This window comes from Gilvibacter sp., assembly GCF_965601605.1.
Lineage (GTDB): Bacteria > Bacteroidota > Bacteroidia > Flavobacteriales > Flavobacteriaceae > Gilvibacter.
This window is the reverse complement of the sequence record NZ_CBFCWJ010000037.1, coordinates 101,968-127,027: the sequence shown is the minus strand read 5'-3', so window position 1 is coordinate 127,027 and position 25,060 is coordinate 101,968. Positions and strand designations below refer to the sequence as shown.

Sequence of the window (25,060 nt, the reverse complement as noted above, 5' to 3'; positions counted from 1 at the left end):
TAAGTATTAGGTGAGCATACCACCGTCTACATTCATTACTTGTCCGGTGATGTAGGCTGACAGGTCACTGGCTAGGAATACACAGGCATTGGCAATATCTTCTGGTTGCCCTCCGCGCTTTAGTGGGATTGCATTACGCCATCCTTGTACAGTATCTGGATCCAATTTCGCAGTCATTTCCGTTTCAATGAATCCAGGCGCGATCACATTACAACGAATAGAACGCGATCCCAACTCCAAGGCAACAGACTTACTGAATCCAATGATTCCCGCTTTAGAAGCTGCATAATTGGCTTGTCCTGCATTTCCTTTGACACCTACCACAGAACTCATGTTGATGATTGAACCACTGCGCTGTTTTAAGAACGTACGTTGAATGGCTTTAGTCATATTGAACACAGACTTGAGGTTAACCTCGATCACTTTGTCAAAGTCCTCTTCACTCATGCGCATGAGTAAGTTGTCCTTAGTGATCCCAGCGTTGTTGATCAAAACATCTACAGTTCCAAAATCTTCCAAAACCTGTTTTACCAATGCCTCGCATTGCTCAAAATCAGCGGCGTTGGATTGATATGCTTTTGCAGTTACACCAGTTGCGTTTAACTCAGCTGCTAAGGCGTTCGCTGCTTCTGCAGATGAACTATAGGTAAAAGCTACATTGGCTCCGTGGGCAGCAAATACCTCAGCTATTCCCTTCCCGATTCCACGGCTTCCGCCGGTAATGATCGCTGTTTTTCCTTCAAGTATTTTCAAAGTGGTAAATTTTAGTTGGTTGAATGGTAAAGATAGTAAATGAGGAGGCTTTAAATAAAAAGAGACCGTATAAAATTATGGTAATTTACACGGTCTCTTCTTAAAAGTTTTAACAGCCTATCCCAGCACTTCAGCGACTTTCTTGCCGATCTCTGCCGGAGAGTCCACCACGTGAATTCCGCACTCACGCATAATTTGTTTTTTGGCCTGAGCAGTGTCTTCGCTTCCGCCTACAATAGCACCAGCGTGACCCATAGTTCTTCCTTTCGGAGCAGTCTCACCTGCGATGAATCCAACTACTGGCTTTTTGCTTCCGCTGTTCTGGTACCAATTAGCTGCATCGGCCTCTAATTGCCCACCGATCTCTCCGATCATAACCACACATTCGGTTTCTGGATCGTTGATCAGCATTTCAACAGCTTCTTTAGTTGTCGTTCCAATGATTGGATCTCCACCAATACCAATAGCAGTGGTGATTCCAAGACCTTGACGCACCACTTGGTCCGCAGCTTCATAAGTCAATGTACCTGATTTAGATACAATACCTACGTTACCTTTTTTGAAAACAAATCCTGGCATAATACCAACCTTGGCTTCTCCTGGAGTGATAACTCCTGGGCAGTTAGGTCCTACCAAGCGACAGTCGCGCTCAGCTATATAATTAGATGCTTTGATCATATCAGCAACAGGAATTCCTTCTGTGATAGTGATAATTACTTTAATACCTGCATCTGCAGCTTCCATAACAGCGTCTGCAGCGAAGGCTGGTGGTACAAAGATGATCGTGGTGTCCGCACCAGTTTCTTTAACGGCTTCTGCAACTGTGTTGAATACCGGGCGATCCAAGTGTGATTGTCCTCCTTTTCCAGGAGTCACACCTCCAACAACATTGGTTCCGTACTCGATCATTTGGCTAGCGTGGAAAGTTCCCTCGCTCCCTGTGAAGCCTTGTACAATTATCTTAGAATCTTTATTGACTAATACGCTCATGTGTAGCTGTAATTTACATTTGGTTTTTCGGAGTACAAAAATACACTTTTATCTCCTAAAAAATAAGTGGACTAGACTTTAACTTTATGATAAGATTCGGTGGTGTCGTCTAGTTCTGTCACCGGTTGACTCACTTGATAACCACGATACATTTGTCCGTCTTTGATCTCCCAAATAGCGATAAAGTGAGCAATTCCCAACTCCTCCTCTGGATTCTCTAAAGTACTGACGTAGTATTTGTATCTGATGGTCACAAAGTTGTCGTCCTGTAAAAGGTGACTCACTTCAATTCTCAAATCGTCATAAGTGTTTCTGATCTCCCCAAAAAAGCCTTCCAGATCTTGGTAATTCATAATGGTCAATCCATCATTGCTGTTCCAGATCAAACTGATCTCTGGGTGGAAATAGGTCTTTAAAACCGTTGGATCTCCTAATATATCGGCCTTGTAAAAGTTACGTACTACTTCTTTAGACATATTATTTGTTTTGCTGTTTGATTTGCTCCATCAAAGCTGGTATCATTCTGATGGAGGCTATTTCTTTGTATTTCTTTCTGAATTCATCGGCTGGAATACCAAAATAGTGCTTCCCGCCTTCTAAGGATTTACTCACCCCTGCTTTGGCAGAGATTACCGTCTTGTCTCCAATAGTGATTCCGCTGGTAATTCCAACCTGTCCCCAAACGGTCACTTGATTGCCCATGATCACACAGCCGGCAATTCCGGTTTGTGAGGCAATAAGACAGCGTTCACCAATAACGGTGTCATGACCAATATGGACTTGATTGTCAATTTTGGTCCCTTTCATAATGGTCGTATCTCCAGTAACCCCTTTGTCAATGGTACATAAGGCTCCTAAGTCAACATCGTCTTGAATGACCACACGGCCACCACTGAGGAGTTTATCGTAGCCTTCAGGTCTGTTTTTGTAATAGAAGGCATCTGCTCCTAAAACCGTTCCGGAATGGATGGTCACATTATCACCAATAATGCAATGATCGTAAATGCTTACGTTCGCATGAATCACACAATTTGCACCTACGGTAACATTGTTCCCAATGAATGCGCCGGGTTGAATCTGTGTATCGTGACCAATGCTCGCTGTTGGAGCAATTAGTGCAGAAGCAGACACAAACGGCATAAAATGCTTGGTCAGTTTGTTGAAATCACGGAAAGGATCATCAGAAACCAAAAGGGCTTTTCCTTCCGGGCAATCTACTTCCTTATTGATCAACACAATCGTTGCTGCAGATTCTAGCGCTTTGTCGTAGTATTTAGGATGATCCACAAATACAATATCTCCTGGAGTCACCACGTGAATCTCGTTCATACCTTCCACAGGAAAGTCATCGGCTCCAACATAAGTAGAACCGATCAGTGCAGCGATCTCTTTAAGTGTATGTACTTTCGGAAACTTCATAATCCTAAAAATATAAAAAACGCCCCATTTTCATGGGACGTTTACAGCAGGTAATTTCTATTATTCTTTAATGCGCTCTTGGTAGTTACCTTTTTCAGTATCTACGCGAATCTTATCGCCTTCATTAATAAACAAAGGCACGTTCACTGTAGCGCCAGTCTCCACCGTTGCAGGCTTAGTTGCATTGGTGGCAGTATTTCCTTTAACACCCGGTTCTGTAGCGGTTACCTCAAGAATAACGTGAGGAGGCATTTCTACAGACAGTGGCATATTGTCTTCTGAGTTGATGATCACCGTAACCACTTCTCCTTCTTTCATAAGCTCTGGTGTGTCTAGAGCGTCTTTCTGAAGCTGGATCTGCGTGTAATCTTCCGTATTCATAAAGTGAAAGGTCTCCCCTTCATTGTACAAATACTGGAACTTGTGTGTTTCAACGCGCACATCGTCAATCTTGTGTCCTGCAGAAAAGGTGTTATCAATTACTTTTCCAGTGGTCACACTCTTTAGTTTAGTACGTACAAAGGCAGGTCCTTTCCCTGGCTTTACGTGAAGAAACTCAATGATCTTATAAATATCGTGGTTGTATTTAATACAAAGTCCTTTGCGGATGTCAGAAGTATTTGCCATAGTTATTAGTTGCTGAAGTACCCTTTCATGATACCTCGTTTAGATCGTTTTATAAATTCAAGTACTTCGTCGCGTTCTGGTGTGGCTTCCATTTCTGCCTCAATGATCGCAACGGCTTGGGTATTGTTTAAATTCTTTTGATACAATATACGGTAGATGTTCTGAATCTCACGGATCTTCTCCGTAGAGAATCCTCTTCGTCTCAATCCAACAGAATTGATCCCTACATAAGAAAGGGGTTCACGAGCTGCCTTTACATAAGGCGGCACATCCTTACGCACCAAAGAACCTCCAGTTACAAAGGCGTGATTACCAATAGTACAGAACTGTTGAATTGCAGTCATTCCCGCTAAAACCACATGATCTCCTACCGTGATGTGTCCCGCAAGCGTACTGTTGTTAGAAAAGATACAGTTATCGCCGACAATACAGTCGTGGGCAATGTGGCAGTAAGCCATGATCCAGCAGTTTTTACCTATTACAGTCTTTCCTCGATCCTCAGTACCACGGTTCACAGTTACGTACTCGCGCAAAGTGGTTCCGTCACCAATTTCAACTATGGTATCTTCATCGTTGAATTTAAGGTCCTGCGGAATAGCACTAATTACAGCGCCTGGAAATATATTGCAATTCTTCCCGATACGCGCACCTTCCATTATGGTCACGTTGGATCCGATCCAGGTTCCTTCTCCAATCACCACATTATTGTGGATGGTAGTAAAGGGTTCAATCACCACATTCTTGGCGATTTTTGCCCCGGGATGCACATATGCTAAAGGTTGATTCATGGATTGAAAGTAATATTATTCTCTGGATTTAACGATCTGGGCCATAAGTTCAGCTTCTGTTGCAAGCTTGTCGCCTACGTAAGCTGAGGCCTTCATATGCACAATGCCACGACGGATCGGGCTGATCAAATCCAATTTAAAAATAAGAGTGTCCCCAGGTGTTACCTGTTGTTTAAAGCGCACATTGTCAATCTTCATAAAGAAGGTCAAATAGTTCTCCGGATCTGGAACAGTGCTCAAGGCGAGGATTCCTCCTGTTTGTGCCATGGCTTCCACGATAAGTACTCCAGGCATTACTGGAGCTCCTGGAAAATGACCCACAAAGAAAGGCTCATTCATGGTCACATTCTTGAGTCCTACTACATGAGATTCACTGAGTTCTAAAACCTTATCAACCAATAGGAATGGCGGACGGTGCGGCAACATGGCCATGATCTGGTTCACGTCCTTAACGGGCGGTTTGCTCAAATCAAATTTTGGCACCTTGTTACGACGCTCCATTTTGATCACCTTAGACATTTTCTTGGCAAACTGGGTGTTTACAAAGTGCCCAGGTTTATTAGCGATGACCTTTCCACGGATTCGCGTCCCGATCAAGGCTAAATCCCCTACTACATCCAAAAGCTTGTGTCTAGCCGCTTCATTAGGGTGATGCAGCGTTAAATTATCGAGGATTCCGTTTGGTTTTACGGAAATAGAATCTTTTCCAAAGGCCTCACGTAATTTATCCATGGTCTTTGCAGACAATTCCTTGTCTACATAAACAATGGCGTTATTCAGATCACCTCCTTTAATAAGGCCATGATCCAAAAGCGTTTCGATCTCGTGCAAGAAACTAAAGGTTCTCGAATCAGAGATCTCATCTTTAAAGTCTGAAAGGTGTTTTAGGTTGGCATTTTGCGTTCCTAATATTTTGGTTCCAAAATCTACCATAGTGGTGATCTGGTACTCATCTGCGGGCATAACTATGATCTCGCTTCCCGTTTCCGGATCGCTATAAGAGATCACATCTTTCACTACATATTCTTCGCGCAGGGCTTCTTGTTCCTTAATACCAGCCTTTTCAATAGCCTCTACAAAAAACTTGGAAGAACCGTCCATAATTGGCGGTTCTGAAGCGTCTAACTCAATAATACAGTTGTCCACTTCCATACCTACTAGCGCAGCTAATACGTGCTCAGAAGTTTGGATCTTCACGCCTAACTTCTCCAAGTTGGTTCCACGTTGGGTGTTCACAACATAATTGGCGTCTGCTTCAATGGTCGGCGTTCCTTCTAGATCGGCACGAACAAAGGCGTAGCCGTGATTTTCAGGTGCTGGTTTAAAAGTCAGTGTTACATCCTTTCCGGTATGTAAACCTACACCTTTAAGGGATACTTCCTTTTCAATGGTGCGTTGTTTGGCGCCAGTTTCACTCATTGTTTTGGTTTTTTTCAATAGTGTTGAGACGATCTATTATTTTAGGAAGATTCTTGAAGTGTACATAACTCTTGTTGTAATCTCCGTAATTCAAAGCTGGAGATCCTTGTAACACTTCATTGTCTTTGACATTTCTGCCAATACCACTTTGGGCTTGTATGCGTACATTGTTTCCAATGGTTATGTGACCAACGATTCCAACCTGTCCGCCGATCAGACAATTCTTGCCAATCTTAGTAGAACCTGCAACCCCGGATTGGGCAGCAATGGCTGTATTTTCACCGATCTCCACATTATGGGCAATCTGAATCTGGTTGTCCAGCTTTACGCCGCGTCTAATAATGGTAGAGCCTAAGGTGGCTCGGTCTATTGTTGTTCCTGCACCAACATCCACGTGGTCTTCAATGATCACGTTTCCGGTTTGTGGTACTTTTTGATATTCTCCTTTTTCATTCGGAGTGAATCCAAATCCATCTGCACCAACAATGGCTCCAGAATGGACCACGCAGTGATTACCAATAACAGATTCCGAGTAGATCTTTGCTCCAGCAAAAACCACACAATTGTCTCCGATGGTTACATTATCACCTATATATACGTTTGGATAAATCTTTACGTTCGCTCCAATCGTGACGTTTTCTCCCAAATAGGAAAAGGCTCCCATATAAAGGTTGTCCCCATAATTAGCACTTTCCGCAATGAACACCGGTTGTTCAATCCCGGTTTTGTTCATCTTTACCTGATTGTAGTATTCCAAAAGGGTTGAAAATGCTTTGTAAGCATCGTCTACACGGATCAAGGTGGTATCAAGGGTATCCTCCGCCTTAAAGTCTTTATTGACAATGGTGATTGAAGCCTGCGTCTTATAAATAAAGGACGTGTACTTTGGATTTGATAAAAAGGTAAGGCTTCCTGGAGAACCCTCTTCTATTTTGGCGAGTTTTGAAACTTCTACCTCCGGATTCCCCTCTATTTCCCCTTCCAAAATGCCCGCTATCTGCGTCGCTGTAAATTTCATAGGTGCTGTTATGCGTTTGGAAGCGGTCTAAAGATGTAAAAATTGTGGTTATACGCTTTGCTCATCCTGCGCTTTCAATTCATGCAAAAATAGAAAAAATTAATAATGTTTGGCCTTGGGATAACACAGATAGTGTTTGGTCACTTCTTGAGTCAAAGCCTTAAGATTGAGCTGGTCACTCGCCTTGGCAACATCAATGAGCTTTCCGTTCTTGCTCAGCAGATTAATATTCTCACTATCACTGCGATAAGCACGGTTAGTCACCTTGCCGTCAAAGATGAAATAATCGGTGTCCTCTACAGAGATTCCCCAAGCTTTTGCCAGGGCTTCTCGTTTTTTGTCTACATCGGCCTTTTTGGGCTTTTTATTTTTGAGTTTGACTTTTGGCAGGTCCCGATCTAATATCATATTGGAAAGCTTTGAAAGCACTGGATCTTTGTGATCGCACCAACCTTTTAGCGCCTGAATGATATCGTGATCATCCAAACGGGCAAAATGTGCTAGAGCCTCTTGCTCAAACACATCAGAATCGCGCTTTAAAAAGAACATTAAGGGTTCACTGGCTTGCAATTGATCGCCTTGTGATATAAGCTCTTTAGCCCTTTGTAAGACACGGATCAAGACCTGTTCTGCAGCCAAGCCGGTTTTGTGTAGGTAAACGGACCAGTACATGAGGCGTCTTGCAACCAAGAACTTTTCTACACTATAAATCGCCTTGGATTCCACTACCAACTCGTCATTTGCCACATTGAGCATACTGATCAAGCGCTCACTATTGATATTACCTTCTGAGGCGCCTGTGTAAAAGCTATCTCGCTTTAAATAATCCAAACGATCCATATCCAACTGTCCAGAGACCAATTGGTGTAAGAACTTTCTGGGATAGCTGTCGTCGAATATTGAGATGGCCAACGTTAATCTCTCGTTAAAGTTTTTATTGAGCGCTTCCATGAATTGCAATGAAATTTGCTCGTGATCCACTCCTGTGACCAAACTATGCTCTAGTGCATGAGAGAAAGGTCCGTGTCCAATATCGTGCAACAAAATAGCAACATAAAGTGCCTCCTCTTCCTCGGTGCTGATCACAATTCCTTTATAACGAAGTACTTGTACGGCCTTCTGCATTAAATGCATACAGCCCAAAGCGTGATGAAAGCGCGTGTGATGCGCCCCAGGAAATACTAAATAGGACATTCCCATTTGAGTTATGCGGCGCAAACGCTGGAAGTACGTATGCTCGATCAGATCGAACACCAAAGCATTTGGGATGGTAATAAATCCGTAAATTGGATCGTTAAAGAGAGTAAGTTTCTTACGGTTTTTCAAACCTATTATTTAAGCCTCAAGCGCAAAGATACATATATGACAGACATAAAAGTACTGTGGGTCGATGATGAGATCGATTTACTCAAACCTCATATCCTATTCCTGGAAAAGAAAAACTATGTAGTGACCACCGCTCAAAGTGGTACAGAAGCCTTAGAAGAGATCGAGCAGCAACAGTTTGATATTGTCTTTTTGGACGAGAATATGCCAGGGTTAACGGGCTTAGAAACACTTTCTGAGATCAAAGAAAAGCAAGCCAACCTGCCGGTGGTAATGATCACCAAAAGTGAGGAAGAGTATATTATGGAAGAGGCCATTGGTGCTAAGATTGCGGATTATCTTATTAAACCGGTAAACCCAAATCAGATCCTGCTGAGCTTAAAAAAGAACTTGGATCACAGTCGCTTGGTTTCTGAAAAGACAACATCAGACTATCAACAGGAATTCAGAAAGATCGCTATGGATATGTCCATGGTGAATTCCCATGAAGAGTGGGCAGAGCTCTATCAGCGATTGATCTATTGGGAATTGCAATTGGAAGATATTGAGGACACGGGTATGTTTGAGATACTTGAATCTCAGAAAATTGAAGCCAATACGCAGTTCTGTAAATTCATTGACAAGAACTACCCGGATTGGTTCCGTGACCAGGAGGAGGCTCCAGTTATGTCTCATACCCTATTTAAAGACTGGATTCAGCCCGAATTGAGCGACAGCCCTACCCTTTTGGTTGTTGTAGATAATTTGCGCTACGATCAATGGAAAGCTTTTGAACCCATTGTGTCCAATGCTTATAAGAAGGAAAAGGAAAAGGCTTTTTACAGCATACTTCCCACAGCTACTCAATATGCACGAAATGCCATTTTTTCAGGACTCATGCCTAGCGAGATGGAACGTTTGCACAAGGATTGGTGGCTCAATGATACTGATGAGGGGGGTAAAAACATGCATGAGCACGACTTTTTACGAGCCCAACTCAAGCGATTGGGAATGGATATCAAGTGGGAATACCACAAGATCTCAAGCTTAAAACAAGGCAGACGATTGGTGGACAACTTCAAGTCTCAGAAAAACAACGACTTGACGGTTGTAGTTTACAACTTTGTAGACATGCTGTCGCACTCCAAAACAGAGATGGAAGTGATCAAGGAATTGGCTTCTAATGACAAATCCTATCGATCACTAACCCAGAGCTGGTTTAAGAACAGCCCGCTTTTGGAAATCATTCAACAAGCTGCTCAAATGGGCTTTAAGTTGATCATCACCACAGATCACGGGACAATTAATGTAAAGAATCCGTCAAAGGTGATCGGTGACAAGAACACCAGTTTAAACCTGCGTTATAAAACTGGGCGCAGTTTGACCTATGAAGACAAGGATGTATTGGCTGCCAAAGACCCTAAGAATATTCACCTACCTGCAATTAATATGAGTTCTTCTTTCATATTTGCTAAAGGTGATCTGTTCTTTGCTTACCCAAATAATTACAATCACTACGTGAGTTACTACCGGAACACTTACCAACACGGTGGGGTTTCTCTGGAAGAGATGATCATTCCGTTTGCAGTATTGAATCCGAGGTAGGATTTGACGGATATTGCTTGTTGAGATTCCGAATGAAATAAGACGGATGCAAACCAGTCCTGGCTTTAAAAGCCTTGGAGAAGCTTTGAGCGTTACCAAAACCAACCTCCTCTGCGATGGCTTTGATGGTATACTTTCTGAATCTCGGATTGTACTGTAACTGATCTACCGCATAGGTAATGCGCAACTCACTGATATACTGGGAAAAATTCTTGTCCTTCTTGAGATTAACTACTTTGGACAAATATGAGGAGTTGGTGTTAAACCTTTTAGCTACTGATTGCAAAGAGACATCACCGCGCGTAAATTGGTGTTTAGACTCAAAGCGCTCCAATTTTTTAAGAATATCCTCCACAATTTCAGCGGAGATCTCATTCCGTTTTTGTTTGCTAGATTCCTCTATATTAGGGGTTAAACCATCCTTAACTATAGTTGCAAATCGCTTCTTATACTGACGTTGTTTCCAAAAGTAATAGCCGGTTGCCCCCAAACTAAGCAAGAGCAAAAATCCTGTAAAAAGCTGCTTGCGCTTCTCCCGACCTTGCTCCCATTCCAGCTGAGCTATGAGTTTTTCTTTCTCTGCCAGGAGTTGTGGGGTTTCGAATTCCTCCTGATATTTTGGTGATATTTTAGCGGCAGTCTCAAAAATCAAATTATTGGCATGGATTAATTTATTTAAATATTGTACTTCTTGTTGTATGTCGCCCCTATTGCTGTAATAATTCTTTAGAATTTCATACATCTCTATAAAATCTCGGGTTATAAATTCTTGGTTTGTCAAAATTGAATCTAATTTTTTCAAATGATAAAGTCCTTTATCAAATTGACCTAACTTCATATAGCTAGCTCCCAAATAGAAGTATGAATTGTTTAGTGAATTTTCCGAACTATGCACACTAATTAAATCTATGTGCTTGTTAATGCATGAAATATAATTACCATCATAATAATCCAATTCTGCTGATCTAATCTTATATCTTCTTTTAAGATCACTATTATTTATATTTGTTATTATATTTTTATTTCGATCCAAGTATATTCTTGCATTGCTAAAGTCTTTAGATAAAATTTGGCTAACGCATATCATGTCGTTAGCATTGAAAATCCAATATGCCTTTTCTTCAGCAATCAAACTATCAGATATAATAATAGATTTTCTTACATATTTCTTTATCTCTTTTTCAAAGTTAAGATTGATGGTTTCATCTAAAAGTTCATATGACTTTGAGACTATAACCTTGGGACTACCCCAATCGTAGTAAAGATTTAGCAACTGTTGTTTATTGTAAAGTTTATTTAATTGGTTGTTTGAGTATTCATAGGCCAAAATGTAATTGTCCATTGCAAGTGAAACATCATTCACGTTTTGATAGATATGAGCTTTTAAGGTGTAGGCCAAAGATGGGTATGTGCGATGCTCTTTATTTTGTGTATATTTTAATATACTATCAATATATTTCAGTGAGGATTTATCAAATTTCATTCTACTCAACCTATCAAAACCCCGAGCAATCATAATTGAGTCTTTAACTACCTTGGCCCTTCTGATATATTCAGCAGCATATTTCTTGACTTTTAATGTGTCAGAATAGTATTTGTCAATTCTCCTAAGTAGTTCTTCGTCACTAAAAGAAGTTAAAGACACAGAGTTATTACTTGGTTCACTATTCAAATTAGTGTTTTGCCCATAGCAGTAAGGGAACACAATAAAAAGAGCAATAAAAGTATATCGAATCATTTGTGGCAGATTTATTTGAATTTAAGAAATGAGCAAGTGCATTCATAATATCATTTCTACAAATTCATAAAACTAAGTACTGAGTTGGCCTCGCATTTTATGAATCCATATTTCAATTTCTTTTTTAATAAAGCTTCTCTACTTAAGTTTGAAAAGCGATGAACGATTGCCGTCTTGCATTTTAGTACTAATAGGGGAGTAACTACGAACGCGGCAATTTCTTCATCGCTTTTTTTTGTTAATTTTGTTGTATCGGTAAAAGCTCTTAACTCCTTGATTTACAGAGAGTATGTATTATAGCCGTAATTGGCATTTCTATTTTTCTTACATCGAGATGCTTTTAATCGATAAAATTTTGATATCATCGATAATTTATTACATTTGTAAAGTTCGTAAATAGTAAATGACAGGTTTTACGTACAAATTAGAGGAGGTTGACGCAATTGCTGAAGCATTGCACTGTAACCTTGAAGGCCGAATCGTACTGTTGTACGGTGAGCTTGGAGTAGGAAAGACTACCCTGTTGAAGGCGTTATTGAAGAAGTTGGGGGTCCAGGACCAAATTAGCAGTCCTACCTATGCATTAGTTCACGAATATTCGTCCAAAAATGGACCGATTTTTCATTTTGATTGTTATCGGTTAAAGTCTTCGGAAGACGCAGAGATGCTGGGTTTTACTGAGTATCTGGATTCCGGAAATTGGGTCTTTATTGAATGGCCAGAGAAGGTAGAGTTTCTACTGGATCAAACGTATAACATTTTACGGTTAAGCCGTAATGCAGATAATACAAGAACCCTAAATCTAAAAATTGAGCGAACGATCGCTCGGCCTACTTAAGTAATTAGAAATTTGTAGGACAAAAAATGTTGTAGTAAAATATTCGGGATATTAGAACCTGAAACGCTGATTAAAGCATGTTCTGAAAAAAGACAATCAGCTAAGTTAAGGTGATAATAGTTCGAAAACTTCTGTTTTAATGGACTAGGTTTGTACTATTAACCTCACAAAAAAACAGAACATGAAAGCTACAAAATTACTATTGATCGTTGCACTCTTTGGGTTTGGACTAATGACTTCTTGTACACCTGAAAGTATTGAAGATGAACAAACCGAACAACAACACGACGGAACCTTTAAAGTCCCAAGACAAGGATAGTAAAAAACTATTCCTTGGTGGTATAGTTGTTCTTTTAATAGCTATAACTCCGTTTTTTATTATACGCTTACAAGAGTTTCCCAGACACTCAAATCTGGGAAACTCCTTTGTTTGATGCTAGCACTGGATTCGAAAGCTGGTATGCTTACACTTGGTATCTAACTGGAAAGATAGTGCCATTGTACATATTACTACTCTGGTTCTTTACGTGTAAGCACTGGTGGCACTGGATTATACTTGTACCCATTGCAATCTATTCCTTTCAATTATGGGGTCTCATAAACGAAAGTCAGAACTACGATGAAGTTGAACTGTACTATGTAATCCCTTTAATGGCTGTTGTCGTTCCTTTAGTTTACCTTATTCGAGCCAAGCTTTTTAATACAATTCGCGGGAATGATCTAAGATCTTTCGAAGAAGAATTAGCTCAAGAAAAAACACTTTGGGGTCAAATTAAAGACCTCTTCCGCTAGAATCTTCCATTTGGAACTTCATTTACTTTTATTGTATCTTGGGTTAGACTAAACACCCAACCATGGCTGAGCAGCTATCTCCTTTTACTAAAGCTGAATTACTCCCTCAGGAAGAAAAACTTGAAATAGCCCAAGAACACGGCGAACTCTTTATTGGAATACCTAAAGAGGTTTACTTTCAAGAGCGTAGAATCTGTCTAACACCGGATGCTGTTGGGGCACTAGTTTCTAACGGTCACAAGGTGTTGATTGAATCTCAGGCTGGGGAGCAAGCGAGTTTCTCCGATAAGGACTATTCAGAAGCAGGTGCTAGCATCACCAATGACACTAAAAAGGTATTTGGTTGTCCTATTGTTCTTAAAGTAGAACCCCCTACCCTTGATGAATTGGAGATGGTCAATCCAAACACCATCATCATATCAGCACTCCAGCTCAAAACACAACAAGCTAGTTATTTTAAAGCTTTAGCTAAGAAAAAAATCACGGCGCTTGCCTTTGAATTTATAAAAGACCAAGACGGAGCTTATCCGGCTGTACGTGCGCTAAGTGAGATTGCTGGTACTGCGTCGGTCTTAATTGCTTCTGAGATCATGGCCAATGATAAACAGGGCAACGGAATGATGTTTGGCAATATAAGCGGTGTGCCTCCCGTAGAAGTTGTGGTCATAGGAGCTGGAACTGTTGGAGAGTTTGCAGCCCGCTCTGCTATAGGCTTAGGAGCTAACGTTAAGGTGTTTGATAATTCTTTGACCCGCTTACGAATCCTGCAGACAAACCTGGGCAGAACGCTTTACACCTCTACCATTCAACCTAAATACTTGCTTAAAGCATTAAAACGCTGCGATGTAGCTATTGGAGCTGTTCGCGGCAAAAACAGATCTCCTGTGGTAGTAAATCGCGATATGGTTGCTGCTATGAAGCCAGGAGCGGTTATCATTGATGTCAGCATAGATATGGGTGGCTGTTTTGAGACCACTGAGGTTACCAATCACGACAAACCCACTGTGGTTCAGGAAGGTGTGATTCATTATGGTGTGCCCAATATACCGGCGCGCTACCCAAAAACTTCATCGATCAGCATCAGTAATATTTTTACTCCTTACCTCTTGCAAATGGGTGAATGCGGTGGCCTTGAAAATGCCATTCGTTTTGATTCCGGATTGAAAAATGGGTTGTATTTTTACCGCGGTATTTTAACCAATAAGTCTGTGGCTGATTGGTTCGACATGAAATACAGCGATATCAACCTTTTGATCTTCTAAATATGACCCGAATTAAACGCTTTGCCTATTTCTTTGGCGGATTCAGCGTTGGTGTAGTAATTCTGATGTTTTTCCTTGGTGGTAAGAACGCTTCTTGTGCTTATGGACCCAATGCTCGGGTGCTCAAGAATATACGTATAAAAAGCCCTGAGGTTAGTGAGAAAGCGCTAGCTGGTATGACCGCTAATGGCTTGGATACTTCAGAAATCAGACGTTTTTTACAGATCGGGAAGGTGCTTTTTAGAGACAGTAACATCAAGATAAACGATACCTGTAAAAAATACGTGATACGCGGAAAAGCCAAGGACAGCGAGCGTTACCTAATGCAGGTTAAAAACTGTGATTCAACTGCTTTTATTACGGACTTTAGTAAATACGTGGAAGATTAAAGCTTTCTGCGCTTCTTTTCATTTTTAAGCAAAGACAATTCCCTAGATGTTTGTCCGGCAACAGAGGTGTTCTCCTCTGCTCTACGGATCAAATAAGGCATTACATCTTTAACAGGTCCAAAAGGTATGTATTTGGCTACGTTGTAACCTGCCTCTGCCAAATTGTAAGAAATGTGATCGCTCATGCCAAAGAGTTGACCAAACCAAACACGAGGATCATTTTTAGCAATTCCGAGCTCAGCCATGAGCTCCATAGCAAGATAACAACTCTCTTCATTGTGGGATCCGATAAAAACAGAGATGTCCTCAATATTTTCTAGGATATAACGCAAGGTGGCATTAAAGGTCTCATCAGTATGCCCCTTGTCTTTACAAATAGGCGTTGGATAGCCTTGTTCTTCTGCGCGCTCATTCTCTTTCTCCATATAAGCACCACGAACAATCTTATAGCCCAACTTAAATCCTTTAGCACGGGCTTCTAAATGTTGTTCTTTAAGATAATCCAAGCGATCCCAGCGGTAACATTGCAAGGTGTTGAATATTAGCGCCTTGTTTTTATTGTATTTACGCATCATGTCGGTGACCAACTCATCTGCAGCGTCTTGCATCCACGACTCCTCCCCGTCTATTAATAAGGCTACGTCGTGAGCTAAAGCCTTCTCACAAGCAGACTCGTAGCGCGCAACAATGGCATCCCATTCCGCTTGTTCTGACTCGGTTAAAGCTTCGCCAGCAGATTGCTTTTCCCAGATCCTGAATCGCCCTAAGCCAGTCGGCTTAAATACAGAAAAAGGCATGGCATCTTTTTCATCAGCAAAGGCAGTAAGTTCATTTACCTTAGCCAAGGTACTGTTGAATTGCTCTTGGGTTTCTTTTCCTTCTACGGAATAGTCAAGCACTGCGTGAACTCCTTTTTCATAGAGTTTGTCTACTACCGGCAAGCAATCTTCCTCATTTACCCCTCCACAAAAATGATCAAAAACCGTAGAACGAATTAAGCCTTCTACCGGCAAATTCATGTTTAAAGCGAGTTTAGTTGCAGCTGTCCCTATTTTGACTAGGGGTTCACTGGCAATCATCTTAAAGAGGAAATGAGCGCGTTCTAGCTCAGAATCAGTTTTGAGTGCAAAGGCCACTTCTGTGTTTTCGAAGAGTTTTTCGGACGGCATGAGCAAAAATTTTGACATACAAATATAATTAGAATTCACAGCTATTTGCGCGAAAACCGCTAATTTGGTCCTAAAGAAAATTGAAGATGCAAGCCATTACCTCAGGAGCAGCACCCGTATATTTTAACGAGCAGATTTACAGTGAAATAGCGACCTATGTTGAACAGTATTCGCCTAGTTCTGTGGTTATCCTTACAGACGATAACACCTATGCGGATTGCCTGCCACTGCTGTTAGAGCAGATCAATTTTCCTATGGAACCCAATATACTGGTGATGCCTGCCGGTGAGGCCTTTAAAACCATGGAAGTCACTGTTTCCATCATCGATGAACTTTCTAATTTGCTGACCGATAGAAAAGCCTTGATGATCAATTTAGGCGGTGGCGTGGTTACTGATTTGGGCGGTTTTGTCGCTTCCATTTACAAACGTGGGATTACCTATATAAACCTACCCACTTCCCTATTGGCTATGGTAGATGCCTCTGTAGGAGGCAAAACTGGGGTCGATCACGGGATGCTTAAAAATCAAATCGGCGTGATCAACAACGGTGCTATGGTTGGGGTTGATATTGATTTTTTGGCAACCTTACCCGAGAATCAAATGCGTTCCGGTTTTGCTGAGATCATAAAACACGGCTTGATCTCCAATCAAGATTATTGGGCTGCTGTCATGAATTTTGACCCTGGCACTATGGAAGGATTGGATGTATTGATCAGAGATTCCGTGGTCATCAAAAGCGATGTAGTCCTGGAAGATCCAACCGAAAAAGGGCTACGCAAAGTGCTCAATTTTGGACACACTCTTGGCCATGCCATAGAAACGTATTCCTTAGAATCTGATGTGATGGACGACTTGCTTCACGGAGAAGCCATTGCTGTAGGTATGGTCATGGAAACTTATTTGTCAGTTAAACGCTTTGGGTTCCCGGAAAGTACGCTGTACGATTTGATGAATTTAGTGCGCTCCTACTATCAGAAGGTAAGCTTCCCTAAAAACGCCTTGGAAGAGATCAGTGCCTATATGCTTCACGACAAGAAGAATGTGGGGGGACGCGTGAATTTCGTGTTATTGGCAGATATTGGAGCTCATAAATTAGACCAAACTATTGATTCTGAACTCATTAAAGAGGCCTTTGAATTTTACGTAAACGAACTGTAAAGTTTCCGCTTTAGGTTATATCAATTGATTTTTTAGCTAATTTTAATAGTGCATTACTAGCTAAAACATCATGAGACGCGCTATAGTCGACATCAAAAAACTAACGCCAGAGATCCTTTCTTTGCTTGTTGCACGCTATCCCGATGGCTATGATGACAAGCACATCATCAGCTTTAAAAATCAACATAACGATACTATTGAAGCTGTTGAAGTAAAAACCGAAGACACCATTTATTTGGTCAAGGTCAGCTCTCGTTTAGCCAGTGTTATGGCTCAGTTTGAAGATGATACTGAAGATAATTACGACAGCGATGCAGCTCTGCCGTCTTCTGAAGCAGAGCCCTCCTAAAGCTCGTTAAAGATAGTGTGCATCAAACGCTTCTTGTCGTTGATGCTCTCTTCCAAGGAGATCATAGTCTCTGTACGCATCACACCATCAATATCATCCAATTGGAAGATCACCTCTTTGGCGTGCAAAGTATCACGTGCACGAATTTTACAGAAAATATTGAATTTCCCAGTAGTAATGTGAGCTACCGTTACATAAGGAATCTCTTGAATACGCTCCAATACGAATTGGGTCTGTGAAGTGTTGTGAAGAAACACACCCACATAGGCAATAAAGGAATAACCGAGTTTGGTATAATCTAATGTCAAAGAAGATCCGGTTATAATTCCCGCCTCTTCCATTTTTTTAACACGGACATGTACCGTACCTGCTGAGATCAATAGCTTTTTGGCAATATCTGTAAAAGGTACTCTTGTATTCTGAATGAGAATATCTAGGATTTGGTGATCTACGTCGTCTAATTTGAACTTGGCCATAAAATTGCTTCTATTCGTACATTTTTGTTATTGCAAAATTATGAGAAAAAACGGCAAAATCACAGATTTTGTTGCAGATTTTCTAATGACTATACTTTTTTAGTACATAATCAGCAATAAATGGAGGCCAATCTGCTTGGTTCAAACGTTTGAGTTCGCTATTGAGCTCAGTATCATTTTCATAGCGATGCGCGAATTCTGGTTCGAGAGATTCTGGGCCGAAAACCTCAGCTTCAAAGCGAATACTGCCTTCAACAAGTAGCTCACGGTATTGAATGAAAAGATCATTGGTATCATTGATCGCTATCGGAAGTACATTCTTTAGGATCAGATCACAGTAGTTTACTTGATTTTCAGGAAGATCTAGATAACAAGACACTATTGAATTTCTTTCCACTTCGGTCACAGGTTGACACAATTGATCAAAAAGTACCGCGTATGCCTTCTCAATTAAGGCCGCAGTATTGTTTCGGCTGTAGTCCGGGCCAAATTGTCCGGCTTCAAAGAGAATTGTTGGTATTCCCTGCTGTGTGCAATAATCTCCAAGACAGTTGTTGTTAAAAGTATCGTCATACCTCCCTATTTGTTGACCTATGTCCTCATGAAGCGCCTCTGTAATGCTATTGATTAGGCGCATGGCCTCTAAGCGCGCCGGTGTTATGGTGCGCTCCGAATCTGCAGCTGGGGCTAAAAAAGACAATACCGCTGGATTCTCGCTACCGGTGAGACCGTAAATACTGCGTTGTCCATGTAGATTCAAGCAAAGTTCGGGTTTAAAAGCGTTAAAGACTTCTCTAAAAACTATGCTTTCTGGCTGAGATAAATCCAGAGCGTCTCTGTTGAGATCAACGTCATTTGCATTGAGTCGTGTATAAGTCGCAGCGCCATCGGGATTCAACATCGGGATGATAAACAATTGAAGGTGCTTAGCAAGCTGAGCTCCCTTTTCGCTATTCACTAAACGCTGCAGGTAATGCAAGAGTGCTTTTGTGGTTGTGGTTTCGTTGCCATGCATCTGTGACCACAATAAAATTCTCTTGGAACCGCTCCCAAATTTCAATCCATAAATGTGTCGTCCTTCAGCAGATTTGCCTAAAACATCTAAGGAAAAATTAGGGTCAATTGTTAGGCTTTTGAGCGCAGTTAAAATATGATCTGGAGCTAGGTAACGTGTGTTGAATTCCACAGGAATATATTATTGAGTTACAAATGTAAACAATCAATAATTTACAATTGTAAACACCTCAATTGCGTTAATTGGTTACAATGTTAAACGCAATCACATCAGGCATTACGACTAAATAGATAAAACCAATAGAATTAATAACTTGGGTGTGTATAGTATTGCATATAAGTAAGTTAAGGGTTCTTATTTAAATGTTTATTTCATATAAAATAAAAGGCTTTGTGTTAAAAATGAAACATTTCATTGAGTAAAGCGTTACATTTGTAACACATTAAAGAAACATGGTTAACACTGAAGCATTCTCCAAACGTTTAAAGCAGATCATGGACTATTACAGTCTGAGTTCTGCGGGATTTGCCGAGGCTATTGGTGTGAATCGTTCCAGTATCTCTCACCTACTTTCTGGACGCAACAAACCCAGTCTAGATTTTGTCATTAAGGTGGTGGAATCTTTTGAGGAAGTTGAGCTGTATTGGTTGCTCAACGGAAAAGGTAGTTTCCCGAATACAGCTTCGATTTTAAAACCTACTGCAGCTACTCCATCACCTGCGGAGGAAATTAAATCTGAAGTAGCTCCAATTACTTCTAAGAATAAAGAGGATGATATTGAACACATCATCATCTTTTATAAAGACGGAAGTTTTAAAAAATACCGACCGAACTAAGCCGCTTTTTCACGAAATTTGCAAAGTGAATAAGATATTGCTCCTCACCTGCTGTTTCATTTTATTATTTGCTTGTCAAGAGCCAGAACGAGATTGCCCTAATTTTAAGACTGGCACCTTCACTTTTGAAGAGTTTGTCGGTGGAGAGCTCAAGCAGACCACCTTTGTACGTAACGACAGTATCGAGATTGATTATTACGATGAAAAGATAGACACCTTCAGCATTCGTTGGATCAATGACTGTGAATACGTCATGAAGAATCTACGCCCAAAAAATCAGTCCGAAGAGCGCCCTGTACATTTTAAGATCCTAAAAACAGAGGGAGACACCTACACCTTTGAATACGCCATGGTGATCAAAAAGAACAAAGCCAGTAAGCGATATGTCCGCCAAGGCACGGCTAAAAAGGTTAGCGAAGAAACCAGTCGAAATTAAAACAGTGACGTTTGTCCTTCTCCATCCGGATCATCTGGAGTATCAGAAGCTGGCGGTTTTGATGAATCCTTAGCTGTAGGCTTTGTATCAGCCTGAGGCGTTTCTTCCGAGACATCTTGTTGATCCACTACTTCCATTTCTTCTGCAGGAACTTCTTCTGGCTGCTCATACGGTAAGGACTCCATAGGATTTATTTCCAGCACCTTGTCTTTGGTTAGCTGGTTACCCATGGCACTAATACCTTTGATTGCAATGAATTCCTCTAAATTGATCTCCAAATTCTCTTTGCGATCCTTTCCACGCTTCTTGGCAAATACCACTTCAGCTCGCGGACGATAATCGGTAAAGATGCATTCCAATTGCGAATCTGAATGATCTCCAATAATGCTCTCTTCCCGTTCTGGGTTTTCAATCAAGAAGCGTTTTACGTAGAACAGTTCCTTACTGCCTTCCCAATAAATGGCGGTAAGCGGTTTTTTAGGATCCCATTTCTCCAAGACGATCATATCAGAATCAAAATGCAGCGTCATTTCTGGAATTACAGTCTTAACCATTCCCTTCTGATTCACAATAAGCAATCGATCTTCACTTCTAAAATCGCCTAAGAATTCACCGCGCCCATCTACATTGAGGCGTTGTACGGTATCGTCAAACCAGATCTTACGAGGCTTTAAGGTGGATAAACCTTTTTCCTTAAGCTCTATACGTTTTACAGGATACTTGCTTACAATATTTCCTTTGGAGTTTCTACCCTTGACCAGTTGATCTGCAAAATCCAGATCAAATTTCAGCTTTTTAATACTGCCGGACTGACGCAGTAGTACGGTAACCAACTCTGCCTCACCATTTGGGTTTGCAGTAAAATAAAGCACTTTACTGCCTTTATTGCCCGCTGTGAGATCGTAATGCTTGTCTCTGGTAATGGCCGTAACTGCAAAACGCTTCACATAAGTAGAACCGCGCGTACCGTCTTTGTAGATCATATTGTAAATAGTACGCTTGTCTTTTTTCTTAAAGACGGCCACGTGAATAATGCCTTTACCAATAAAAGTCTTGTTATCTACTTTGGTGACCATCATTTGGCCATCCTGAGTAAACACAATGATGTCGTCAATATCCGCGCAATCGGTAACGTATTCATCACGACGCAAAGAAGTCCCGATAAATCCTTCTTCCCGATTCACGTAGAGTTTGGTGTTTCTGATGACCACCTTAGTGGCTTCAATATCTTCAAATACGCGGATCTCCGTTTTGCGCTCCTTGCCAGTAGCATAGGTCTTCTTCAAGCGTTTGAAGTAGTCTATGGCATACTCAATAAGATGCTCCAAATGATGCTTTACTTGAGCGATCTGCTCCTCAAGGGCTTCAATCTTTTGCTGCGCCTTGTCAATATCGAATTTGGAGATGCGCTTGATGCGGATTTCCGTAAGACGCGTAATGTCTTCTGTGGTTACTGCACGCTTTAAATGCTTGATGTGTGGCTTTAACCCTTTGTCAATGGCCGATATAACGCCATCCCAGGTCTCCTCCTCTTCAATATCGCGATAGATACGATTCTCAATAAAGATACGCTCTAGGGAAGCAAAGTGCCACTGTTCCTCCAGCTCGCCCAATTGAATCTCCAATTCACTTTTAAGGAGCTCCACGGTACGGTCTGTGGAACTACGAAGCATTTCCGAGACTCCAACAAACAGTGGTCGGTTGTCCTCAATCACGCAGCCCAAAGGCGAAATGGAAGTTTCACAATTGGTAAAGGCGTATAAGGCATCAATGGTTTTGTCTGGAGATATACCGTTTGGTAAATGCACTAAGATCTCCACATCTGCAGCCGTATTGTCTTCGATCTTTTTGATCTTGATTTTACCCTTATCATTCGCTTTTAATATCGAATCGATCAAGGAAGAGGTCGTGGTTCCAAAAGGAATCTCCGTGATGACCAAGGTATTCTTTTCGTATTGGCTGATTCGTGCTCTACTGCGGATCTTTCCGCCGCGTAAACCGTCATTGTAATTGGTGAAATCTGCAATACCGCCCGTTGGGAAATCAGGTAATATGGTAAATCTTTTGCCTTGGAGGTGCTTAATAGAAGCATCAATAAGCTCTATGAAGTTGTGCGGCATGATCTTGGTAGAAAGTCCCACAGCAATACCCTCTGCTCCTTGCGCTAACAACAACGGAAACTTTACTGGCAAATGAATAGGCTCCTTTTTACGTCCGTCGTAAGACGATTGCCAATCGGTAGTCTTTGGATTGTAAACAACATCCAAAGCAAATTTGGATAATCGCGCTTCTATATAACGAGAAGCTGCGGCCCGGTCTCCAGTAAGTATGTTTCCCCAGTTTCCTTGAGTGTCTATAAGCAGATCCTTTTGTCCGATCTGTACCATGGCATCAGCAATAGATGCATCCCCGTGTGGGTGATACTGCATGGTATGTCCCACAATGTTAGCCACCTTGTTGTAGCGTCCATCATCCAAATCCTTTAGGGAATGCATAATACGACGTTGCACCGGTTTGAAACCGTCTTCAATCGCAGGTACAGCGCGCTCCAGGATTACATAAGAAGCGTAATCCAAGAACCAATCTTGATACATCCCGGTTACCTTAGTAATGGTATCCTGTGGGTCTTCAGGGCTTAATTCTTCTCCGTTTAAAGGGCTTTGGTCACTCATATAGTCTTGCGGGCTAGTGCTTTTGGATTAATCCTCTACACGATCCAATTCAACCTTTAGGTTATTGATAATAAATTCTTGACGGTCCGGAGTGTTCTTGCCCATATAGAAGCGGAGCAAGTTTTCAATGGACATGGCTTTATCCAGCATTACAGGGTCTAATCGGATATCGTTGCCAATAAAGTGCTGGAATTCATCCGGAGAGATCTCCCCCAGTCCTTTGAATCGTGTGATCTCTGGTTTGGGTTTGAGCTTTTCAATGGCGTCTATGCGTTCTTGCTCCGAATAGCAATAAATGGTCTCCTTTTTATTGCGGACGCGGAATAGCGGCGTTTGAAGGATGTACAAATGACCTTCTTTGATCAGCTCTGGGAAGAATTGTAAAAAGAAGGTGATCAGCAGCAAACGAATGTGCATTCCATCCACATCGGCATCCGTAGCGATCACAATATTGTTGTATCTCAAGTCTTCTAAGGACTCTTCAATGTTCAAGGCCGCTTGCAAGAGATTGAATTCTTCGTTCTCATAAACGATCTTCTTACTCATGCCGTAGGAGTTCAGTGGCTTTCCACGCAGTGAAAATACTGCCTGTGTATTCACATCACGACTTTTAGTAATACTTCCACTTGCCGAATCCCCCTCCGTGATAAAAAGGGTTGATTCCAAACGACGGTCTTTTTTGAGATCTCCTAAGTGCACACGGCAATCTCTAAGTTTTTTGTTGTGCAGGCTGGCCTTTTTAGCCCGCTCCTTGGCAAGCTTTCGAATACCAGACAGTTCTTTACGTTCGCGTTCCGCCTGCATGATCTTACGCTGAATTTTCTCGGCGGTTTCTGCATTCTTATGTAAGAAGTTGTCTACCTGTGTCTTGACAAAGTCGTTGATATAAGTTCTAACCGTTGGCAGTCCCTCTCCCATCTCTGTGGAACCGAGCTTGGTCTTGGTTTGCGACTCAAATACAGGCTCCATTACTTTTACGCTGATCGCCGCAACAATACTTTTGCGAATGTCGCTGGCGTCGTAGTTCTTGCCGTAGAACTCTCTTACGGTCTTTACTATAGCCTCTCTAAAGGCTGCTTGGTGCGTTCCTCCCTGAGTGGTGTTCTGCCCATTTACAAACGAATGGTATTCTTCACTGTATTGGGTTTTGGAGTGTGTAATGGCTATTTCAATATCATCTCCGCGCAAATGAATAATAGGATACAACATGTCCTCATTGTTCATATTGTCTTCCAACAGATCCTTAAGACCGTTGGCGGAATGATACTTTTCTCCGTTGAAATCAATGGTGAGACCAGGGTTTAGATACACATAGTTCTTGAGCATCTTGGCTACATATTCCGGACGGTATTTGTAATTCTTAAAGATCTCCGGATCTGGAATAAAACTCACTTTGGTCCCCTTTCTACGGGAAGTATCTTCTACGGGCAGGTCTTCAACCAACTCGCCATAGGCAAAGGCAGCAGCTTTTATCTGCTGATCGCGAACAGACTCAACACGGAAACTAGTTGAAAGGGCATTTACCGCTTTGGTACCCACTCCATTCAGACCTACAGACTTTTTAAAGGCTCGGGAGTCGTATTTACCCCCGGTATTCATTTTAGAGACTACATCGATCACTTTGCCCAATGGGATTCCACGTCCGTAGTCGCGAACGTGTACTTCCTTGTCTTTGATGCGGATTTCAATGGTCTTCCCTGCGCCCATTACAAATTCATCAATACAGTTGTCGATAACCTCCTTTAGCAGGATGTAAATTCCATCGTCTGGTGAAGATCCATCTCCCAGCTTCCCGATATACATTCCGGGACGCATACGGATGTGCTCTTTCCAATCCAGCGAGCGTATATTATCCTCGGTATATTGTGTCTCTTTTGCCATTAATCTGATGTGGGAGTAATCCTGCTAATATAGGATTTCAACTGCTTTTTTAAAACGAGATCGGCTTAAAGTAATTAACAATAAGACCCCTGAAATTGTTAAGAAATACAGGGTCTAACAGCT

Annotated in this window: 24 protein-coding genes; 9 read left to right on the top strand and 15 right to left on the bottom strand. The window is 41.5% G+C overall.

The features are described from left to right. Positions 1-6: 6 nt before the first annotated feature. The 9 genes from fabG to ACSLP7_RS10660 all read right to left on the bottom strand — a co-directional run bounded on the left by fabG (position 7) and on the right by ACSLP7_RS10660 (position 8,340). Positions 7-753, bottom strand: coding sequence for a 3-oxoacyl-[acyl-carrier-protein] reductase (fabG, locus tag ACSLP7_RS10700; protein ID WP_291188030.1), 747 nt, complete (start codon positions 751-753; stop codon positions 7-9). Between the two features lie 117 nt (positions 754-870). Beyond that, positions 871-1,743: a succinate--CoA ligase subunit alpha gene (gene sucD, locus ACSLP7_RS10695; RefSeq protein WP_291188027.1), complete on the bottom strand. Its 873-nt coding sequence runs from the start codon at positions 1,741-1,743 to the stop codon at positions 871-873. A gap of 71 nt (positions 1,744-1,814) precedes the next feature. Then, positions 1,815-2,219: a nuclear transport factor 2 family protein gene (locus tag ACSLP7_RS10690; protein ID WP_435579292.1), complete on the bottom strand. Its 405-nt coding sequence runs from the start codon at positions 2,217-2,219 to the stop codon at positions 1,815-1,817. Position 2,220: 1 nt separating this feature from the next. After that, positions 2,221-3,162, bottom strand: a complete 942-nt coding sequence (gene lpxD, locus ACSLP7_RS10685; protein ID WP_435579291.1) for a UDP-3-O-(3-hydroxymyristoyl)glucosamine N-acyltransferase — start codon at positions 3,160-3,162, stop codon at positions 2,221-2,223. Between the two features lie 60 nt (positions 3,163-3,222). After that, positions 3,223-3,789 carry an elongation factor P gene (efp, locus tag ACSLP7_RS10680; protein WP_272832446.1) on the bottom strand — a complete coding sequence of 189 codons (567 nt, stop codon included), beginning with the start codon at positions 3,787-3,789 and terminating at the stop codon, positions 3,223-3,225. Between the two features lie 5 nt (positions 3,790-3,794). Further along, entirely contained in the window at positions 3,795-4,577 is a 783-nt protein-coding gene (gene lpxA / locus ACSLP7_RS10675) for an acyl-ACP--UDP-N-acetylglucosamine O-acyltransferase (RefSeq protein ID WP_435579290.1), read from the bottom strand. Positions 4,578-4,592: 15 nt separating this feature from the next. Continuing rightward, positions 4,593-5,996 (bottom strand): bifunctional UDP-3-O-[3-hydroxymyristoyl] N-acetylglucosamine deacetylase/3-hydroxyacyl-ACP dehydratase, encoded by a 1,404-nt coding sequence (locus ACSLP7_RS10670; RefSeq protein ID WP_435579289.1) that lies wholly within the window; start codon positions 5,994-5,996, stop codon positions 4,593-4,595. Then, entirely contained in the window at positions 5,989-7,014 is a 1,026-nt protein-coding gene (lpxD, locus tag ACSLP7_RS10665) for a UDP-3-O-(3-hydroxymyristoyl)glucosamine N-acyltransferase (RefSeq protein ID WP_435579288.1), read from the bottom strand. The genes ACSLP7_RS10670 and lpxD (ACSLP7_RS10665) overlap by 8 nt, the downstream gene beginning before the upstream one ends. A 99-nt stretch (positions 7,015-7,113) precedes the next feature. Then, a complete protein-coding gene (locus tag ACSLP7_RS10660) occupies positions 7,114-8,340 on the bottom strand; it encodes an HD domain-containing protein (RefSeq protein ID WP_435579287.1) in 1,227 nt (408 codons plus the stop codon). 36 nt (positions 8,341-8,376) lie between these two features. Here ACSLP7_RS10660 and ACSLP7_RS10655 point away from each other — a divergent pair, with 36 nt between their 5' ends. Then, a complete protein-coding gene (locus ACSLP7_RS10655; RefSeq protein ID WP_435579286.1) occupies positions 8,377-9,924 on the top strand; it encodes a response regulator in 1,548 nt (515 codons plus the stop codon). On the opposite strand, the gene ACSLP7_RS10650 is transcribed toward ACSLP7_RS10655, so the two are convergent. Then, on the bottom strand, positions 9,893-11,662 hold the full coding sequence (locus ACSLP7_RS10650) for a helix-turn-helix domain-containing protein (protein WP_435579285.1): 1,770 nt from the start codon (positions 11,660-11,662) through the stop codon (positions 9,893-9,895). The two genes, ACSLP7_RS10655 and ACSLP7_RS10650, sit on opposite strands and share 32 nt — an antisense overlap. Positions 11,663-12,065: 403 nt before the next feature. Between ACSLP7_RS10650 and tsaE the strand changes: the two genes are divergently transcribed. The 4 genes from tsaE (at position 12,066) to ACSLP7_RS10630 (ending at position 14,943) form a co-directional block, all read left to right on the top strand. Further along, on the top strand, positions 12,066-12,500 hold the full coding sequence (gene tsaE, locus ACSLP7_RS10645) for a tRNA (adenosine(37)-N6)-threonylcarbamoyltransferase complex ATPase subunit type 1 TsaE (protein ID WP_435579284.1): 435 nt from the start codon (positions 12,066-12,068) through the stop codon (positions 12,498-12,500). A gap of 181 nt (positions 12,501-12,681) precedes the next feature. Next, complete coding sequence (locus tag ACSLP7_RS10640; RefSeq protein ID WP_435579283.1) at positions 12,682-12,819, top strand: hypothetical protein; 138 nt, start codon at positions 12,682-12,684, stop codon at positions 12,817-12,819. Positions 12,820-13,354: 535 nt separating this feature from the next. Next, positions 13,355-14,554, top strand: a complete 1,200-nt coding sequence (locus ACSLP7_RS10635; RefSeq protein WP_435579282.1) for an alanine dehydrogenase — start codon at positions 13,355-13,357, stop codon at positions 14,552-14,554. Between the two features lie 2 nt (positions 14,555-14,556). Further along, positions 14,557-14,943 carry a hypothetical protein gene (locus ACSLP7_RS10630; RefSeq protein WP_435579281.1) on the top strand — a complete coding sequence of 129 codons (387 nt, stop codon included), beginning with the start codon at positions 14,557-14,559 and terminating at the stop codon, positions 14,941-14,943. On the opposite strand, the gene ACSLP7_RS10625 is transcribed toward ACSLP7_RS10630, so the two are convergent. Then, positions 14,940-16,130, bottom strand: coding sequence for a proline dehydrogenase family protein (locus ACSLP7_RS10625; protein ID WP_435579280.1), 1,191 nt, complete (start codon positions 16,128-16,130; stop codon positions 14,940-14,942). The genes ACSLP7_RS10630 and ACSLP7_RS10625 overlap by 4 nt on opposite strands. A gap of 68 nt (positions 16,131-16,198) precedes the next feature. Between ACSLP7_RS10625 and aroB the strand changes: the two genes are divergently transcribed. Then, positions 16,199-17,272: a 3-dehydroquinate synthase gene (aroB, locus tag ACSLP7_RS10620; protein WP_435579279.1), complete on the top strand. Its 1,074-nt coding sequence runs from the start codon at positions 16,199-16,201 to the stop codon at positions 17,270-17,272. A gap of 70 nt (positions 17,273-17,342) precedes the next feature. Further along, positions 17,343-17,621: a hypothetical protein gene (locus ACSLP7_RS10615; protein WP_435579278.1), complete on the top strand. Its 279-nt coding sequence runs from the start codon at positions 17,343-17,345 to the stop codon at positions 17,619-17,621. On the opposite strand, the gene ACSLP7_RS10610 is transcribed toward ACSLP7_RS10615, so the two are convergent. Further along, positions 17,618-18,097, bottom strand: coding sequence for an Lrp/AsnC family transcriptional regulator (locus ACSLP7_RS10610; protein WP_272832430.1), 480 nt, complete (start codon positions 18,095-18,097; stop codon positions 17,618-17,620). The genes ACSLP7_RS10615 and ACSLP7_RS10610 overlap by 4 nt on opposite strands. An 82-nt stretch (positions 18,098-18,179) precedes the next feature. Then, positions 18,180-19,283 (bottom strand): M14 family zinc carboxypeptidase, encoded by a 1,104-nt coding sequence (locus tag ACSLP7_RS10605; protein WP_435579277.1) that lies wholly within the window; start codon positions 19,281-19,283, stop codon positions 18,180-18,182. 281 nt (positions 19,284-19,564) lie between these two features. Here ACSLP7_RS10605 and ACSLP7_RS10600 point away from each other — a divergent pair, with 281 nt between their 5' ends. Both ACSLP7_RS10600 and ACSLP7_RS10595 read left to right on the top strand, forming a co-directional pair. Beyond that, entirely contained in the window at positions 19,565-19,948 is a 384-nt protein-coding gene (locus tag ACSLP7_RS10600) for a helix-turn-helix transcriptional regulator (protein WP_435579276.1), read from the top strand. A 25-nt stretch (positions 19,949-19,973) separates the two neighbouring features. Then, complete coding sequence (locus ACSLP7_RS10595; RefSeq protein ID WP_435579275.1) at positions 19,974-20,384, top strand: DNA topoisomerase IV; 411 nt, start codon at positions 19,974-19,976, stop codon at positions 20,382-20,384. Here the strand turns inward: ACSLP7_RS10595 and ACSLP7_RS10590 are convergent. Both ACSLP7_RS10590 and ACSLP7_RS10585 read right to left on the bottom strand, forming a co-directional pair. Beyond that, positions 20,381-23,056 carry a DNA gyrase/topoisomerase IV subunit A gene (locus tag ACSLP7_RS10590; protein ID WP_435579274.1) on the bottom strand — a complete coding sequence of 892 codons (2,676 nt, stop codon included), beginning with the start codon at positions 23,054-23,056 and terminating at the stop codon, positions 20,381-20,383. The genes ACSLP7_RS10595 and ACSLP7_RS10590 overlap by 4 nt on opposite strands. A 27-nt stretch (positions 23,057-23,083) precedes the next feature. Further along, the gene (locus tag ACSLP7_RS10585; RefSeq protein WP_435579273.1) at positions 23,084-24,937 is read right to left on the bottom strand and encodes a DNA topoisomerase IV subunit B; all 1,854 of its coding nucleotides are present in this window, start codon (positions 24,935-24,937) and stop codon (positions 23,084-23,086) included. Between the last annotated feature and the right edge of the window lie 123 nt (positions 24,938-25,060).

Coding starts and splice junctions, on each gene's coding strand:
- sucD (WP_291188027.1), bottom strand. CDS start 1,743: ATGAGCGTATTAGTCAATAAAGATTCTAAGATAATTGTACAAGGCTTC.
- ACSLP7_RS10690 (WP_435579292.1), bottom strand. CDS start 2,219: ATGTCTAAAGAAGTAGTACGTAACTTTTACAAGGCCGATATATTAGGA.
- lpxD (WP_435579291.1), bottom strand. CDS start 3,162: ATGAAGTTTCCGAAAGTACATACACTTAAAGAGATCGCTGCACTGATC.
- efp (WP_272832446.1), bottom strand. CDS start 3,789: ATGGCAAATACTTCTGACATCCGCAAAGGACTTTGTATTAAATACAAC.
- lpxA (WP_435579290.1), bottom strand. CDS start 4,577: ATGAATCAACCTTTAGCATATGTGCATCCCGGGGCAAAAATCGCCAAG.
- ACSLP7_RS10670 (WP_435579289.1), bottom strand. CDS start 5,996: ATGAGTGAAACTGGCGCCAAACAACGCACCATTGAAAAGGAAGTATCC.
- lpxD (WP_435579288.1), bottom strand. CDS start 7,014: ATGAAATTTACAGCGACGCAGATAGCGGGCATTTTGGAAGGGGAAATA.
- ACSLP7_RS10655 (WP_435579286.1), top strand. CDS start 8,377: ATGACAGACATAAAAGTACTGTGGGTCGATGATGAGATCGATTTACTC.
- ACSLP7_RS10650 (WP_435579285.1), bottom strand. CDS start 11,662: ATGATTCGATATACTTTTATTGCTCTTTTTATTGTGTTCCCTTACTGC.
- tsaE (WP_435579284.1), top strand. CDS start 12,066: ATGACAGGTTTTACGTACAAATTAGAGGAGGTTGACGCAATTGCTGAA.
- ACSLP7_RS10640 (WP_435579283.1), top strand. CDS start 12,682: ATGAAAGCTACAAAATTACTATTGATCGTTGCACTCTTTGGGTTTGGA.
- ACSLP7_RS10635 (WP_435579282.1), top strand. CDS start 13,355: ATGGCTGAGCAGCTATCTCCTTTTACTAAAGCTGAATTACTCCCTCAG.
- ACSLP7_RS10630 (WP_435579281.1), top strand. CDS start 14,557: ATGACCCGAATTAAACGCTTTGCCTATTTCTTTGGCGGATTCAGCGTT.
- ACSLP7_RS10625 (WP_435579280.1), bottom strand. CDS start 16,130: ATGTCAAAATTTTTGCTCATGCCGTCCGAAAAACTCTTCGAAAACACA.
- aroB (WP_435579279.1), top strand. CDS start 16,199: ATGCAAGCCATTACCTCAGGAGCAGCACCCGTATATTTTAACGAGCAG.
- ACSLP7_RS10615 (WP_435579278.1), top strand. CDS start 17,343: ATGAGACGCGCTATAGTCGACATCAAAAAACTAACGCCAGAGATCCTT.
- ACSLP7_RS10610 (WP_272832430.1), bottom strand. CDS start 18,097: ATGGCCAAGTTCAAATTAGACGACGTAGATCACCAAATCCTAGATATT.
- ACSLP7_RS10600 (WP_435579276.1), top strand. CDS start 19,565: ATGGTTAACACTGAAGCATTCTCCAAACGTTTAAAGCAGATCATGGAC.
- ACSLP7_RS10590 (WP_435579274.1), bottom strand. CDS start 23,056: ATGAGTGACCAAAGCCCTTTAAACGGAGAAGAATTAAGCCCTGAAGAC.
- ACSLP7_RS10585 (WP_435579273.1), bottom strand. CDS start 24,937: ATGGCAAAAGAGACACAATATACCGAGGATAATATACGCTCGCTGGAT.